5 protein-coding genes are annotated in these 17,715 nt (G+C 73.9%); 4 read left to right on the top strand and 1 reads right to left on the bottom strand.

What is annotated here, in order from left to right; genetic code table 11:
* Positions 1–675, bottom strand: coding sequence for a response regulator (locus AC30CM_RS08160; RefSeq protein WP_490116344.1), 675 nt, complete (start codon positions 673–675; stop codon positions 1–3).
* 227 nt (positions 676–902) lie between these two features.
* On the opposite strand from AC30CM_RS08160, the gene AC30CM_RS08155 reads away from it, so the two are divergent.
* From AC30CM_RS08155 to AC30CM_RS08140, 4 genes are all read left to right on the top strand, one after another.
* Positions 903–13,280: a type I polyketide synthase gene (locus AC30CM_RS08155; protein ID WP_490116343.1), complete on the top strand. Its 12,378-nt coding sequence runs from the start codon at positions 903–905 to the stop codon at positions 13,278–13,280.
* Positions 13,281–13,286: 6 nt separating this feature from the next.
* On the top strand, positions 13,287–15,605 hold the full coding sequence (locus AC30CM_RS08150; RefSeq protein ID WP_490116342.1) for a PEP-utilizing enzyme: 2,319 nt from the start codon (positions 13,287–13,289) through the stop codon (positions 15,603–15,605).
* Positions 15,606–15,677: 72 nt separating this feature from the next.
* Complete coding sequence (locus tag AC30CM_RS08145; protein WP_490116415.1) at positions 15,678–16,901, top strand: acyl-CoA dehydrogenase family protein; 1,224 nt, start codon at positions 15,678–15,680, stop codon at positions 16,899–16,901.
* On the top strand, positions 16,898–17,707 hold the full coding sequence (locus tag AC30CM_RS08140) for a tyrosine-protein phosphatase (RefSeq protein WP_490116341.1): 810 nt from the start codon (positions 16,898–16,900) through the stop codon (positions 17,705–17,707). Before AC30CM_RS08145 ends, AC30CM_RS08140 begins: the two co-directional genes overlap by 4 nt.
* The last annotated feature ends 8 nt before the right edge of the window (positions 17,708–17,715 follow it).

Here is a 17,715-nt window from a genome sequence, read left to right as displayed (position 1 = left end):
CTATTCGAGCAACCCGCGCCGCATCGCCTCGGCGACCGCGGCCGCACGGTCTCCCACCCCGAGCTTCTCGTACAGCCGCTGCACGTGGGTCTTCACCGTCGACGGCGCCAGGAACAACTCCTTGGCCATGGCCGGGATGGTGCCACCCGCCGCGATCAGCTTGAGCACCTCGCGCTCGCGGGGGCTCAGCGTCGGCGCGTCGTTCTCGCCGCGCTTGCGGATCTCGCCCGCCAGCCCCGCGGCCAGGCTGGGTGCCACCACGTCACGGCCCTTCGCGCACTCGAGTACCGCGTTGACCAGTTCGGAGCGGCTGGACTCCTTCGGCAGGAAACCCGCCGCGCCGTCCTGCAGCGCCTTGAACACGATGGCCGGCTCGTCGTGCGCGGACAGCAGCAGCACGCGCGTGGGCAACTCGTCACGGGTGACGGCGGCCGCCACCTGGGCACCGTCGAGGCCCGGCATCCGGTAGTCGAGCAGCGCCACGACCGGCCGGTGCTCCCGGATGGCCTCGAGTGCGGCCATGCCGTCGTCGGCCTCGGCCACCACCTCGACGTAGCCACTGTTGTTCAACGCGCGCACGACGCCGTCGCGGAACATCGGGTGGTCGTCGCCGACCACCACTTTCACCTTGTCGCCATGGCCCAGGCCGGTCACCGCGTCAGCTTCCCACACCATCGGGATGAATGACCGCAAACTCGCCCCTGTCGGATATGGTCTCCCAAGCGCTACGCGTCGGTTGGGTCACCAGTACATTTGCGGCGGTGACCGGCAGCGCAGCGGCAATTCGTCGGGGGCAGGTACGGCACCGTGACATCGGAGTCCCGGTGCGCACTGCTGGTCGCTCGGATGACCCGACGGGGCATCTCAGTGCGTCCGGCCGGGCTGACAAGGGATAGCACCGCATGGTCAATCAACTCGAGCACGCAACCGAGGCGCTGCGCAAGGCGCTCGTCCAGGTCGAACGGTTGAAGAACCAGAACCGGGCGCTGCTGGAACGTTCGGGCGAGCCGATCGCCATCGTCGGCATGTCGTGCCGCTACCCCGGTGGCGTGGCGTCGCCGGAGGATCTCTGGCGCATGGTCGCCGACGGCCGCGACGTCATCTCCGAGTTGCCCGACGACCGCGGCTGGGACCTCGCCAACCTCTTCGACGCCGACCCGGACGCCCCGGGCAAGTCGTACGCCCGCTCCGGCGGCTTCGTCGAGGGCGTCGCCGACTTCGACGCCCCGTTCTTCGGCATCGCCACCAACGAGGCGCTCGCGATGGATCCCCAGCAGCGCATGCTGCTGGAGCTGTCGTGGGAGGCGCTCGAGAACGCGGGCGTGGACCCCACGTCGCTGCGCGGCAGCGCCACGGGAGTGTTCGCCGGCGTCATCGCGGGCGGCTACGGCATGTCCGACGACGCCATCGAGGGCTACCGCCTCACCGGCATGACCTCCAGCGTCACGTCGGGCCGCGTGGCCTACGTGCTGGGCCTGGAGGGCCCCGCGGTGTCCGTGGACACCGCGTGCTCGTCGTCGCTGGTGGCCCTGCACCAGGCCGTGCAGGCGCTGCGCCTCGGCGAGTGCGACCTGGCGCTGGCCGGCGGTGTCACCGTCAACGCGACGCCGACGATCTTCGTCGAGTTCAGCCGCCACCGCGGTCTGGCGCCCGACGGCCGCTGCAAGCCCTACGCGGGCGCGGCCGACGGCGTCGGCTGGGCCGAGGGCGGCGGCGTGCTGGTCGTGGAGCGGCTCTCCGACGCGGTGCGCCACGGCCACCGCGTGCTCGCGGTGGTGCGCGGGTCGGCGGTCAACCAGGACGGCGCGTCCAACGGGCTCACCGCCCCCAACGGCCCCTCGCAGCAGCGCGTGGTGCGCGCCGCGCTCGCCAACGCCGGGCTCACCACCGCCCAGGTCGACGTGGTCGAGGGCCACGGCACCGGCACCCCGCTCGGCGACCCCATCGAGGCGCAGGCACTGCTGGCCACCTACGGCCAGGACCGGACGCAGCCGCTGTGGCTGGGATCCATCAAGTCGAACATGGGTCACACGCAGGCCGCGGCGGGCGTCGCGGGCGTCATCAAGATGATCATGGCGATGCAGCACGGCGTGCTGCCCGCGAGCCTGCACGTCGACGAGCCCAGCCCGCACGTGGACTGGACCGCGGGGGCGGTGTCGCTGCTCGCCGAGGCGCGCCCGTGGCCCGCGGGCGAGGCCCCGCGCCGCGCCGGGGTCTCGTCGTTCGGGATCAGCGGCACCAACGCCCACGTCATCGTCGAGGAGCCGCCCGCCGAGGCGGCCCCGGCCGGCGAGCAGCCCACCGATCAGCCGCTGGTGCCGTGGGTGCTGGCCGCCAAGACGCCGAATGCCCTGGCCGCCCAGGCAACTCGACTGGCCGCCCACCTCGCCGACCATCCCGACCTGGCCGACGTCGACGTGGCCGCGACACTGGCCGGCCGGACGGCCTTCGAACACCGCGCCGTGGTGCTGGGCACCGATCGCGATGCCCTGCTGGCCGGGCTGGCCGAGATCGCCAACGCGAGCGACACCCCGGAGTCCGCGGTGCGCGGGCACGCGACGCCCACGTCGAAGACCGCGTTCGTGTTCCCCGGCCAGGGCAGCCAGTGGGTCGGCATGGGCCTGGCACTGCTCGACACCGCCCCCGCCTTCGCCGCCGAGATCGCCGCGTGCGACGCGGCGCTGGCCGAGTGGGTGGACTGGTCGTTGCTCGACGTGCTGCGCGGCGCGCCGGGCGCGCCCGGCCTGGACCGGGTCGACGTGGTGCAGCCGGTGCTGTTCGCGACCATGGTTTCCCTTGCCGCGCTGTGGCGTTCGCTGGGCGTGACGCCCGACGCCGTGATCGGGCACTCCCAGGGGGAGATCGCCGCCGCCTACGTCGCCGGGGCGCTCTCGCTGCGCGACGCCGCCCGCGTGGTGGCGCTGCGCAGCGCGCTGCTGCTGGCCATCTCCGGTGAGTCCGGCATGGTGTCGCTGGCCTGCGGCGTCGACCGCGCCCGGGAACTCCTGCTGGGCGTCGACGGGCTGTCCGTCGCCGCGGTCAACGGCCGCTCGGCCGTCGTGGTCTCCGGCCCCGACGCCGGGCTGGCCGATCTGATGCGTCAGTGCGAGGCCCTCGAGATCCGCGCACGCCGCGTCGACGTCGACTACGCGTCGCACTCGGCGGCCGTCGAGGCCATCCGCGACCGCCTCCTCGAGGCGCTCGCCGACGTCGCCCCGCAGGCCACGCGCATCGCGTTCGTCTCCACGGTCACCGGCGAGGTCATGGACACCGCCGGCCTGGACGCCCAGTACTGGTACCGCAACCTGCGCCAGACCGTCGAGTTCGACGCCGCCGTGCGGACGGCGTGCCGGCACGGGTACCGGGCCTTCGTCGAGAGCAGCCCGCACCCGGTGCTGATCGCAGGCATCGAGGACACCGTCGCCGACGCGGGGGCCGAGCCGATCGTGGTGCCGACGCTCGGCCGTGAAGACGGCGGCCTGGACCGCTTCCTGGCCTCGGCCGCCCACGCGTGGGTGGCCGGCGTGCCGGTGTCCTGGGGCCGCGCGTGCCCGGGCGGGCGGCTGGTCGACCTGCCGACCTACGCGTTCGACAAGCGGCGATTCTGGTTGTCCGGCGGCGGTTCCGGTGCGGCCGACGCCACCGGCTTCGGTCTCGCCGGCGGGGCCCACGGCCTGCTGACGGCCGTGGTCGAGGTACCCGAGTCCGGGCACGTCGTGCTGACCGGCCGGCTGTCGGCGGCCACGCAGCCGTGGCTGTCGGATCACGCGGTGGGTGGCACGGTGCTGTTCCCCGGCACCGGTTTCGTCGACCTGGTGATCCGCGCCGGCGACGAGGTGGGCCGACCCACCATCGACGACCTGGTGCTGCAGGCGCCCCTGGTGGTGCCGCCCGCGGGCATTCCGGTGCGCGTGGTGGTGGGACCCGAGCAGGACGGTGGCACGCGCGCGGTCTCGGTGTTCTCGCGCGGCGACGCCGACGACGCCTGGACCCTGCACGCCGAGGCGCAGGTCAGCGCCGACACCGTGGCCCCCGCCGCCGAGCAGGCCGCGTGGCCGCCGCCCGGTGCGCTGCCCGTCGACGTCTCCGACGCCTACGCGCGGCTGGCCGCGCGCGGCTACCACTACGGCCCGGCCTTCCGCGGGTTGTCCGCGATGTGGCGCCGCGACGCCGAGGTGTACGCCGAAGTGGCTCTGCCGCAGGATGTCTCGCCGACCGGGTTCGGCATCCACCCGGCTCTGCTGGACGCCGCACTGCACGCCATCGCGGTCGCCGGTGACGACGACCGGCTGGCCCTGCCCTTCGCGTGGGAGCGGGTGACGCTGCACGCCGAGGGCGCCGCCGCGGTACGCGTGAAGATCGTCGCCACGGGGGAACACTCGGTGGCCATCGAGCTGGCCGACGGGCTGGGCATCCCCGTGCTGTCGGCGGGATCGATGACCGTGCGGCCCGTCAGCGCCGACCAGCTCGCGTCGGCCGCCGCCCGCGCCGACGGCGAGCTGCTCGAGGTGGACTGGACGGCGCTCCCCGCGCCCGAGTCCACGACGGCTGGACCCGCCACCAGCGGGGACACCGCGATCTTCGAATCTGCGGCCGTGGCAGCCGATTCCGTCGACGTGCCGGCCGCCGTGCGCAGTGCCACCACGGCGGCGCTGCTGCGCGTGCAGGAGTGGTTGACGCAGCCGACGGGCACGCTGGTGGTCGTCACCCGCGGCGCCGTCGCGGCCTCCGGCGCCCGCACCGACGTCGTCACCGACCTCGCGGGGGCCGCGGTCTGGGGTCTGGTCCGTGCCGCGCAGACCGAGAACCCCGGTCGCTTCGTGCTGCTCGACGTCACCACCGATACGACCGACGTCGACGGCGCCGCGGCCCTGGCGCTGGCCGTCGGCGAGCCGCAGCTCGCCCTGCGCGACGGCGCGGTGTTCGCTCCGCGCGTGGTGCGCAGCCGCGGCATCGACGGCATCCTGACCCCGCCCGCCTCGGGCGCGCCGTGGCGCCTCGGCGTGACCACCGCGGGCTCGTTCGAGGATCTGGCGCTGGTGGAGGTGCCCGGCGCGGGCGCTGCCCTGCCCGCGGGCCACGTCCGCGTCGCGATGCGCGCGGTGGCGGCCAACTTCCGCGACGTGATGATCACCCTCGGCATGTTCACCCACGACGCGCTGATCGGCAGCGAGGGCGCCGGTGTCATCACCGAGATCGCCCCCGACGTCACGGACTTCGCGGTGGGCCAACGCGTGATGGGCCTCTTCCCCGAGGGCACCGGCACCGAGGTGGCCGCCGACGCGCGGCTGCTGGCCCCGGTGCCCACCGGCTGGACCGATGCGCAGGCCGCCGCGACGCTCGTCGTGTTCACCACCGCGTACTACGGCCTCAAGGAGCTGGCGAAGGTCGAGCGCGGCCAGTCGATCCTGATCCACGCCGCCACCGGCGGCGTGGGCCTGGCCGCCATCCAGCTGGCCAGGCACTGGGATCTGGACGTGTACACCACCGCGAGCCGGCCCAAGTGGGACGTGTTGCGCGCGTTGGGCTTCGACGACGAGCGCATCGGCGATTCGCGCACCCTGGAGTTCGAGCGGAAGTTCCTCGACGGCACCGGCGGCCGCGGGTTCGACGTCGTGCTGGACTCCCTGGCGGGCGAGTTCGTCGACGCCTCGCTGCGACTGTTGCCGCGCGGCGGCGTGTTCCTCGAGATGGGCAAGACCGACATCCGCGACGCCGACACCGTCGCGGCCGCCCACGAGGGCGTGTACTACCGCGCGTTCGACCTGTTCGAGCCCGGCAGGCCGCGCATGCACGACTACATCGTCGAGCTGTCGGAGATGTTCGAATCCGGGGTGCTGACGCCACTTCCGGTGACCACGTGGGACATCCGTCGCGGCCCCGCGGCCCTGCGGCACCTGTCGCAGGCCCGCCACGTCGGCAAGATCGTGATGACGTTCCCCGACGCGTGGGCCGCGGGCACCGTGCTGATCACCGGTGGCACCGGCATGGCCGGGTCGGCGGTGGCCCGCCACGTCGTGGCCGCGCACGGCTCGCGGCACCTGCTGCTGCTGTCGCGGCGCGGCGCCGACGCCCCCGGTGCGGCCGAGCTGACGGCCGAGCTGACGGCCGCGGGCGCCGACGTCCGCATCGTCGCGGCCGACGCCGCCGATCGCGACCAGCTGGCTGCGGTGCTGGCCGACCTCAGGGTCCCGCTGTCGGCCGTCGTCCACGCCACCGGCGTGCTCGACGACGCCGTGATCGGCTCACTGACGCCCGAACGGCTCGACCCCGTGCTGCGGGCCAAGGTGGACGCCGCCTGGAACCTGCACGAACTCACCCGCGACGCCAATCTCGGTGCGTTCGTGATGTTCTCGTCGATGGCCGGCATCGTCGGCTCGTCGGGTCAGGCCAACTACTGCGCGGCCAACACGTTCGTCGACGCGCTGGCCGCGCACCGCCGCGCCCTGGGGCTGCCCGCGACGTCGCTGGCGTGGGGTCTGTGGGACCAGGCCAGCGCCATGACGGGGCACCTGGACGCCGCCGACCTGTCGCGGCTGGGCCGCGACGGCGTGCTGGCGCTCTCCGGCGACGACGCCATGGCGCTGTTCGACACCGCGCTGGTGGTGGGCGAGCCGCTGCTGGCCCCCGCGCGCATCGACCGCGGCGCGCTGCGGACGCGGGCGGCGCAGGGCCTGTTGCCGCCGATGTTCGCCGCCCTGGCCACTTCCTCGTCGCGCCGCCGCGTCGACGACACCCTGGTGGCCGCCAAGTCGAAGTCGGCGCTGGCGCAGAAGCTCTCGGGCCTGTCCGAGGAGGCGCAGCAGGCGCTGGTCCTCGACGTGCTGCGCTCGCACATGGCCACGGTGCTGGGCACCGGCGAACCGGAGGCCATCGCAGGCGACCTCGCGTTCTCCGACCACGGTTTCGACTCGCTGACCGCCGTCGAGCTGCGCAACCGCCTCAAGGCCGCGACCGGGCTGGCGCTGTCGCCCACCCTGATCTTCGACTACCCCACCCCGGATGCGCTGGCCGGGTACATCCGCTCCGAGCTGGCCGAGGCGCCGCAGGCCGTGGCGCAGGTGCCGACGGCACTGGCCGTGATCGACGAACCGATCGCGGTGGTCGGCATGGCCTGCCGCTACCCCGGCGGCGTGGACTCGCCGGAAGCGCTGTGGGACATGGTCGCCCAGGGCCGCGACGTGCTCACCGAGTTCCCCACCGACCGCGGCTGGGACCTGGGCGGGCTGTTCGACGACGATCCCGACGCGCCCGGCACCTCGTATTCGCGCACCGGCGGCTTCCTGACCGACGTCGCCGGCTTCGACCCCGCCTTCTTCGGGGTGTCGCCCAGCGAGGCGCTGGCCATGGACCCGCAGCAGCGGCTGTTCCTGGAACTGTCGTGGGAGGCGCTCGAACGCGCCGGATTGGACCCGGCGACGTTGCGCGGCAGCGCCACCGGCGTGTTCACCGGCATCATCGCGCAGGGTTACGGCGTGGGCGCCGACGGCGTGGAGGGCTTCCGCCTCACCGGCCAGGCCGCCAGCATCGCGTCGGGCCGCGTGGCGTACGTGCTGGGGCTGGAGGGCCCCGCGGTGTCGGTGGACACCGCGTGCTCGTCGTCGCTGGTGGCCCTGCACATGGCCGCGCAGTCGCTGCGCCTCGGCGAGTGCGACCTGGCGCTGGCAGGCGGTGTCACCGTCAACGCGACGCCGGACATCTTCGTCGAGTTCAGCCGCCAGCGCGGGCTGTCCGCCGACGGGCGGTGCAAGGCGTTCGCGGGCGCGGCCGACGGCACCGGCTTCGCCGACGGCGGCGGCGTCCTGGTGGTCGAACGACTGTCGGACGCCCGGCGACTGGGTCACCGCGTGCTCGCGGTGGTGCGTGGTTCGGCGATCAACCAGGACGGCGCGTCCAACGGGCTCACCGCCCCCAACGGCCCCTCGCAGCAACGCGTGGTGCGGGCGGCGCTGGCCAACGCCGGCCTCGCGGGCACCGACGTCGACGCCGTCGAGGCGCACGGCACGGGCACCACGCTCGGCGATCCCATCGAGGCCCAGGCACTGCTGGCCACCTACGGGCAGGACCGCACGCAGCCCCTGTATCTGGGCTCCATCAAGTCGAACATGGGGCACAGCCAGGCGGCGGCAGGCGTCGCGGGCGTGATCAAGGTGATCGAGTCGCTGCGGCACGACACCTTGCCCGCCACGCTGCACGTCGACGAGCCCAGCCCGCACGTCGACTGGACCATGGGCGCGGTGGAACTGCTCACCGAGCCTCGGCCGTGGCCCGCTGCGGCGGGCCGCGCGCGCCGGGCCGGGGTGTCGTCGTTCGGCATCAGCGGCACCAACGCGCACGTCATCATCGAGGAGGCCCCGGCCGACCTCGCCGCGGCGCCGTCCGAGGTGCGCGAGCACCCGCCGGTGATCCCGTGGGCGCTGTCGGCGAAGAGCCCGGAGGCCCTGGTGGCCACCGCAACCCGCATCGCCGACCACCTCGACGCCCACCCCGACGTCGACCCGCTCGACGTCGGGTGGACGCTCGGCGGGCGGAGCGCGTTCGCGTTCCGCGCCGTCGCCCAGGGCACGGACCGCGACGAGTTGGTGCGCGCGCTGCGCGAGCTGGTTCCCGGGGAGCGCGCCACGACGGGCAAGACCGCGTTCGTCTTCGGCGGTCAGGGCTCGCAGACCCTCGGCATGGGCCGGGAACTGCATGCGGCCTACCCGGTGTTCGCCGAGGCGTTCGACGCGTGTGCCCGCGAGCTGGACCGCCACCTGCTGCGCCCCATCCGCGACGTCACGTGGGGCGCCAACGCCGCACTGCTCGACAGCACCGAGTTCGCGCAGCCTGCGCTGTTCGCCGTGGAGGTCGCGCTGTTCCGGCTACTCGAATCGTGTGGCGTGCGACCGGACTTCCTCATCGGGCACTCCATCGGCGAGCTGACGGCCGCGCACGTCGCGGGCGCGCTGTCGCTGGAGAACGCCGCCGCGCTGGTGGTGGCCCGCGGCCGGCTCATGCAGCGGCTCCCCGAGGGCGGCGCGATGATCGCGGTGGCCGCACCGGAGGCCGACGTGACACCGCTGCTGACCGGCGAGGTGAGCATCGCCGCGGTGAACGCACCTGGCTCGGTGGTGATCTCGGGCCCCGAGGCGCAGGTCGCCGCGGTGGCCGAGACGCTCAAGGCCCGCGGTGCCCGCACGCACCGCCTGGCGGTGTCGCATGCGTTCCACTCGGCGCTCATGGAGCCGATGCTGCTGGAGTTCAACACCCTGGCGGCCGGCATGTCGGTGAGCGCACCCGCCATCCCCGTGATCTCCAACGTGACCGGCGAGGTGGCCGGTGCGGACTTCGCGTCGTCGGCCTACTGGCAGCGGCACGTGCGCGAGGCCGTGCGGTTCGCCGACGGCGTCCGCACCCTGGCCGCGGCGGGCGTCACGCGGTTCGTCGAGGTGGGTCCCGCGAGCGGGCTCACCGCGTCCATCGCCCAGACCCTCGCCGACGCCGAGCCCGTCACCGCGTCGGTGCTGCGCAAGGATCGCCCGGAGCCGGCCACGCTGGTCGCCGCGCTCGCCGAGTACTCGGTGGCGGGCGGTCAGGTGTCGTGGCGCGACGTGTGCGCGGGTGGCCGGCTGGTGGACCTGCCGACGTATGCCTTCCAGCGGCGCCGGTTCTGGCTGTCGGGCTCCGGTGCCGGGGCCACCGACGCCGCGGGCCTGGGCCTGGCGGGCACCGACCACGCCCTGCTGGGCGCGGTGGTGGAGCTGCCGGAGACCGGCGGCGTGGTGCTCACCGGCCGCCTGGCGACCGCGGTGCAGCCGTGGTTGCCCGATCACGCCGTCGCCGACGTGGTGCTGTTCCCCGGCGCCGGCTTCGTCGAGCTGGCCATCCGCGCCGGTGACGAGGTGGGGTGCGGCGTCGTCGACGAGCTGATGCTGCACGCGCCGCTGGTGCTGCCGCCGCAGGGCGTGGCCGTCCAGGTGGTGGTGGGCGGACCCGAGAACCGGACGTTCTCCGTCTTCTCCCGGCCCCACGGCGAGGAGTCGTCGTGGACCCTGCACGCCGAGGGTGAGCTGGGTGCCGAAAGCGCCCCGCCGGGAGCCGATCTCACGGTGTGGCCGCCGGTCGGCGCCCGCGAGGTCGACGTCGCCGAGGCGTACGCGGAGTTGGCGGCACGCGGCTACCAGTACGGGGCGGCGTTCCAGGGCCTGCAGGCGATGTGGCGCCGCGGCGACGAGATCTTCGCCGACGTGCGGCTGCCCCGCGACGTGTCGACCACCGGCTACGGCGTGCACCCGGCGCTGCTCGACGGTGCCCTGCACGCCGTGATCCTGGGCATGGACTCCGGCGAACTCGCGCTGCCCTTCTCCTGGCAGCGGGTCACGCTGCACGGTGCCGGGGCCACCGCGGTGCGCGCCCGGATCGCCCCGACGGGACCCAGCTCGATGTCGATCGACCTGGCCGACGGGCTCGGCCTGCCGGTGCTGTCGGTGGGCGCCATGGTGGCGCGTCCGGTGACGGCCGCGCAGCTCGCGGCCGCCGTGGGCGCCACGACCGGCGGCGAGCTGTTCGAGGTGACGTGGACCCCGATGACGGAGGATCCCGCGGCCGCGGCCCCCGCCCCCGAGATCTACGAGCTGGTCACCGAGCCGGGCGTCGCCGGGGTGTACGCGGCGACGCACGCCGCGCTGGCCCGGGTGCAGGACTGGCTGTCGAGGCCCGTGTCGGACGGCGAGTCCGGCACGCTGGTGGTCGTCACCCGCGGCGCCGTCGCGGGGACCGATCTGGCCGCTGCGGCGGCGTGGGGCCTGATCCGGGCCGCGCAGACGGAACATCCCGGCCGCGTCGTGCTGGTCGACACCGACGACTCCGCCGCACTGGACGACGACCGCCTGGTCCAGGTGGTCGCGTCCGGTGAACCCCAGGTGGTGCTGCGCGGCGGCGTGCTGCACCACGCCCGCGTGCTGCCCAGCCGGGCCGCCGAGGCCGTGCTCACCCCGCCCGCGGACGGCGGGCCGTGGCGGCTCGCGGTGAACCCGGCCGGCTCGTCGGGCACGTTCGAGGACCTGGTGCTCGAACCACTGCCCGACGCGTTCGCGCCGCTGCCCGCAGGTCGCATCCGGGTGGCCATCCGCGCCGTCGCGGCGAACTTCCGCGACGTGATGATCACGCTGGGGCTCTACCCGGGTGACGCGGTGATGGGCATCGAGGCCACCGGCGTGGTGACCGAGATCGGCGCTGGCGTCACGACGGTCGCCGTCGGTGACCGCGTGATGGGCGTGTTCCCAGAGGGCACCGGCACCATCGCCGACACCGACGCCCGCGTGGTGCTGCCCGTGCCCGACGACTGGCGCGACGCGCAGGCCGCGGGCTTCACGGTGGGGCACGCGACGGCGTACTTCGCGCTGCGGCGCCTGGCCGACGTCGCGCCCGGCCAGGCGGTGCTGATCCACGCCGCCACCGGTGGCGTCGGCATGGCGGCCGTGCGCCTGGCCAGGCACTGGGGCCTGGAGGTGTTCGCCACCGCCAGTCGGCCGAAGTGGGACACGTTGCGCGCCATGGGCTTCGACGACGACCACATCGGCGACTCCCGCACGCTGGACTTCGAGCAGAAGTTCCTGGCCGCCACCGGCGGCCGCGGCGTGGACGTGGTGCTGGACTCCCTGGCGGGCGAGTTCGTCGACGCCTCCCTGCGGCTGCTGCCGCGCGGCGGGGCGTTCCTCGAGATGGGCAAGACCGACATGCGCGACGCCGACGCCGTCGCGGCCGCCCACCCCGGCGTCCGCTACCGGGCGTTCGACCTGTTCGAGGCCGGTGCGGACGGCGTCGCGGAGATCCTCGCCGGCGTCGCCGCACTGGCCGCTGCGGGCCAGTTGGCGCCGCTACCGGTCGAGCAGTGGGACGTGCGCCGCGCCCCCGCGGCGCTGCGCCACCTCAGCCAGGCCCGCCACGTCGGCAAGGTCGTCATGACCATGCCCGACGCGTGGGCGGTGGGCACCGTGCTGATCACCGGCGGTACCGGCATGGCAGGGGCCGCGCTGGCCCGCCACCTGGTGGCCCGGCACGGGGCGCGCGACCTGCTGCTGGTGTCGCGCCGCGGCCCCGCCGCGCCTGGTGCCGGCGACCTGATCGCCGACCTGGAGGCGGCGGGCGCGCGGGTGCGCATCGTGGCGGCCGACGTGTCCGATCGCGACGCGCTGGCCAAGGTGCTCGCCGAGATCGACCACCCGCGGGCGTTGTCGGCGGTGTTCCACACCGCAGGCGTCATCGACGACGCGGTGGTCACCTCGCTCACCCCGGAGCGCGTCGACGCGGTGCTGCGGGCCAAGGTCGACGCGGCCGACAACCTGCACGAGCTGACGCGTCACCTCGACGTGTCGACGTTCGTCCTGTTCTCGTCGATGGCGGGGCTGGTCGGCGGGTCCGGGCAGGCCAACTACTCGGCGGCCAACGCCTACCTGGATGCGCTCGCAGTGAACCGGAGGGCGCAGGGCCTGCCGGCGATGACGCTGGGCTGGGGGCTGTGGGATCAGGCCGGTGGCATGGCGGGCGACCTGGCGCAGGCCGACATCGCGCGGCTGGCGCGCGACGGCATCCTGGCGCTGTCGGTCGACGATGCGCTGGCGCTGTTCGACCGGGCGCTGGTGGTCGACGAGCCGTACCTGGTGCCTGCCCGCATCGACCGGGGCGCGCTGCGGACGAAGTCGGCGGCGGGCACGTTGCCGCCGATGTTCGTGGAGCTGATCTCCGGACCGGCGCGCCGCCAGGTCGGTGACTCGCTGGCGGCCGCACAGTCGCGGTCGGCGCTCACGGCGCGGTTGGCGGGTCTGCCGACCGACGAGCAGCACGCCGTGCTGCTGGACCTGGTGCGCTCGCACATGGCGACCGTGTTGGGCCTGCCGTCACCCGATGCGATCGGAGCCGACCTGGCGTTCTCCGATCACGGGTTCGATTCGCTGACCGCGGTCGAGCTGCGCAACCGGCTCAAGGCCGCGACGGGGCTGACGCTGTCGCCGACGCTGATCTTCGACTACCCGAACCCGTCGGCGCTGGCGGAGTACTTCCGCACGCAGCTGGGCGGGGAGGCCGCGCAGGAGCAGACGGTCAGCGCCGTGGACGCCGAGTTGGCGCGCGTGGTGGCGTCGATCCCGATCAAGCGGCTGCGGCAGGCCGGGGTGCTGGACATGCTGCTCAACCTCGCGGGGCAGACGGCCGACACCGCACCGGAGGACGCCGCGCCCCGCAGCATCGAGGACATGGACCTGCAGGACCTGCTCAAGGCCTTCGACGACGATGACGACTAGGGCGCGATGAGGGTTCTCGTCGCGGGCGCCGACCGGTCGGTCGGCCTCGGCGTGGCGTTGCGCCTGGCCGGCCTGGGTCACGAGGTGGTGGGCGTCGGGCGGCCGGGTCGATCGGCTCCCGAGAGTTGGCCCGGCACACTGCGGTTCGTCACGTCGGCCACCGCCGCGGGTGACGTCGACGTGGCCGTGGCGTGCGCCGGGGACGTCCCGGTGCCGGCAGGCGCGGCGCGGCGCGTCGAGATCCGGCACCCGCTGGTGCTGGGCCGCGACGCCGACGACGACGTGCTGGCACGCTTCGCCCGCCCGGTGTTCCTCTGCGCCGCAACCGATGCCGATCGGCCCCTGCAGGTGGTGCATCCCCACGACCTGCAGCGGGCCTACGTGCGGGCGGTGCTCGACCCGGACGCGCCCACCGAGGTGGCCGCGACCGGTCACACCACGGTGCGGGCGATCGCCGCGGCGGTCGGCCGACCGCTGGTGCACGTGCCCCGCTGGGCGGCGCCGTCGGATCTCCTCGCGGTCGAGCCGTGGCTGGGCTCCGGGGACGCCACGTGGAGCGCCGCCGAGTGCGTCGCGGACTTCGCGCTGGTGGTGCGGGCGCGGTTCGCGTTCGGCGGGCACGTGGTGGACCTGCCCTGGCGCCTGCCCCGCGTCCGCCGGATTCCCGCGGTCGACACCCCGTCGGAGGACGGCGTGGCACCCGTCGCCGCCGGAACCGCGGGCATCGCAGGCGAATTCGACACACCCATCGACCCACGCTTCCCCGCGTTCGTGGCCACCAACCTGTCCGAGGCGCTCCCGGGACCGTTCTCCCCGGCGTCGGCCTCGGTCACGGTGCGCGGGACGCGGGCCGCCGCCCTGGTCATCTCGCAGCGGTTGCGCCCGGGCGGGGCGGTGCAGGCGGAGATGGCCAAGCGCACCACCGGCGTGTTCGGGCACCGGCTCTACGCGGGCATCACGTCGGGCCACTTCATGGCGCAGACCGTGCCGCTGGTCGACCCGGACATGATCATCAACGGTTTCTTCGGCCGCACCGTGGAGGGCCTGGCCCTGTTCGGGCCGGAATTGCCCCCGGTGCAGCGGCGCGGGCTCCTCGGTCACCTCGTCGGGGTCGTGGTGTTCGCCAACAACCTGGTGGGCCTCACGGCGGGCTCGGGCCGCGACACCAGGGACCTGGTGGCCGACGTCGCCCGCCTGGAGCAGCGCACGCGGTCGGCCGCCGACGTGGACGATGCGCGCCTGCGCGAGCTGATCGTGCTGGCACGTGACCACGTGGTGCACGCGTGGGTGCTCGCGTCGGCGTCGATCCTGGTGTGCACGGCGTACGGGGTGATCCTGCGCATCCTGTGCGGTCGTGACGTGTTGCCGTCGGCGGGCCCCGACGTCGCCAGCGCGCAGTCGCTGGCGGCCGTTCACCGGCTCGCCGCGCTGGCCCGCACCGACGCCGACGTCGTCGCACTGTTGGGCACCGACCCGGACCCGGACCGGCTGGCCGCCGCCGCCCCGGAGTTCGCCGCGGCGCTGGCCGCCGAGATCGCGGTCATCGGGCACCGCGGCCCGGCCGAGGTCGAGATGCGCAGCGCGGCGTTCGCCGACGATCCCCGGCTGCTGCTGCGGATGGTCACCAAGACCCTCGAACTGCCCCCCTGGTCGCCGCCCGCCCCACCGCACATCCCGGCGTGGGTGCGCCCCATCGCCGCGGCCGCGGCCGGCCAGCTACGCGACCGCGAGGTGCGGCGCGACCGCATGGTGCGCACGATCTGGCTGCTGCGCGGCCTGCTGCGCGAGTACGGCCGCAGGCTGGTCGCCGCGGGGACGCTGCGCTGCGTCGACGACGTGTTCTACCTGCTGGTCGACGAACTCGACGCGCCACCGCCGGATCTCGCCGAGGTCGCGGCCCGGCGGCGGGCGCAGCAGGCCGAGCTGGAGCGCATCGTCCCGCCCGAGGCGTTCAGCGGCACGTGGGTTCCCACGCGGGCTGCCAGCGTGCTCGCCGACGGTGACGTGCTGCGCGGCCTGGGCGTCTGCGGCGGCATCGCCCGCGGACGCGTTCGGGTGGTGACACCCGAGACCATCGACGACCTGGAACCGGGCGAGATCCTGGTCGCGCAGGTCACCGACGTGGGGTACACGCCGGCGTTCGCCTATGCCGCGGCCGTGGTCACCGAGTTGGGTGGGCACATGTCGCACGCGGCCATCGTGGCGCGGGAGTTCGGCGTGCCGTGCGTCGTCAACGCCACGGCGGCCGCCACGCGGTTGCCGACCGGGACCCTCGTCGAGGTGGACGGGGCCGCTGGCACCGTGACGGTGCTCCCGCCGGACTGATCCGGCGGCGTTTCCGGAGTGCCCGGAGCCGGACTCGACGGGTGTCATATCGTGGCGGTCATGGACTTCGCGATGTCGGCCAAGGGTCAGGACTACTACGACCGCCTGACGGCCTTCATGGTCGATCACGTGTTCCCGGCCGAGGCGTCCTACGAGGCCTACCGGCGCGAGAAGGGGCCCGACGATCACTCGGTGCCGCCGGTCATCGAGGAACTCAAGGTGCTGGCCAAGCAGCAGGGCCTGTGGAACCTGTTCCTACCGTCGGAGTCCGGGCTGACCAACGTGGAGTACGCGCCGCTGGCGGAGTTGTCCGGCTGGAGCGGCGAGATCGGGCCCGAGGTGCTCAACTGCGCGGCCCCCGACACCGGGAACATGGAGACGCTGCACCTGTTCGCCACCGAGCAGCAGCGCAAGGACTGGCTGGAGCCGCTGCTGGCCGGGGAGATCCGCAGCGCGTTCGCGATGACCGAGCCTGCGGTGGCCTCCAGCGACGCCCGCAACATCCAGACGACGATGCTGCGCGACGGTGACGACTACGTCATCAACGGCCGCAAGTGGTGGATCTCCGGCGCCGCCGATCCCCGCTGCAAGATCCTCATCGTCATGGGCCGCACCAACCCCGACGCCGCGAGCCACCAGCAGCAGTCGATGATCCTGGTGCCCGTCGACACCCCTGGCGTGTCCATCGAGCGTTCGCTGCCGGTGTTCGGGTGGCAGGACCAGCACGGCCACTGCGAGGTGACCTTCGACAACGTGCGGGTGCCCGCGGCCAACCTGCTCGCCGAGGAGGGCAGCGGTTTCGCGATCGCCCAGGCCCGGTTGGGCCCCGGACGCATCCACCACTGCATGCGCGCCATCGGCGTGGCCGAGCGCGCGTTGGCGCTCATGGTCGACCGCGTGCAGCACCGCATCGCGTTCGGCAAGCCGTTGGCCGAGCAGGGCGTGGTGCAGCAGCAGGTGGCGTTGTCGCGCAACGAGATCGAGCAGGCACGCCTGCTGTGCCACAAGGCCGCCTGGACCATCGACCAGCACGGCAACAAGAGCAAGGACGCGCAGGTGCTGGTGGCCCAGATCAAGGCCGTCGCCCCGCAGATGGCGTGCAACGTGATCGACCGGGCCATCCAGGTGCACGGCGCCGCGGGTGTCAGCGACGACGTGCCGTTGGCGCGGCTGTACGCGTGGCACCGCGCCATGCGGTTGTTCGACGGGCCCGACGAGGTGCACATGCGCACGATCGCGCGCGCCGAGTTGGGGAGGGAGAAGTCGGCGTTCGCGAAGGCGGTGTGCCCGGCGTGACGTGGTCGGGCGGTGACGAGCTGTCGGGCGCCTGGAACTTCCGCGACGTCGCGGAGTCGACGGGCATCCGGCCGGGCCGGTTCTTCCGGTCCAGTGAGCTGAGTGCGCTCGACGATTCGGGGCGCGCGGCGTTCTCCGGGTACGGCATCACCGACGTCGCGGACCTGCGGTCGGTGCGTGAGGTGGAGCGGCGCGGGTCGGGGCTGGTACCCGCCGGCGTCGCGGTGCATCAGCTGCCGTTCCACGAGCTGACGGCCACCGACGCGGCGGCGCCGCACGAGACCAGCTTCGAGAAGATGATGACGGCCGACCCCGCGCAGTCCGACGTGGCCGAGTCGGCGCGCCGGTTCATGACCGAGGAGTACGTGCGCTTCCCCGCGCTCGCGGGCGCGCATCTCGCGGTGCGGCAGGTCATCTCACTGCTCGCCGACGGCAAGCCGGTGATCGCGCACTGCTTCGCGGGCAAGGACCGCACGGGGTTCACGGTGGCGCTGGTGTTGGAGGCGGTGGGCGTCGAGCGCGACGCCATCGTCGAGGACTTCCTGCGCAGCAATGCCGCGGTGCCGCGGCTGCGGGACCGCATCCTCGCGTCGGTGCGCGACCGCGCGGCCGAGCGCGCCACGCCCGAGATCGTGACGTTCGCCGAGGCGCGGTTGACCGAGGACGTGCTGGGCGTGCAGGAGGAGTACCTGGCGGCGGCCAGGGCCACCATCGACGCCGACTACGGCTCGCTGCCGAACTACCTGACGGCACTGGGCATTCCCGACGAGCAGCTGGTCCGCCTGCGCGAGGCGCTGCGCGGCTGAGCGGGGCG

Source organism: Mycobacterium sp. DHQP2018-32-09, assembly GCF_058148405.1.
This window is presented reverse-complemented; position numbering and strand designations above follow the sequence as displayed.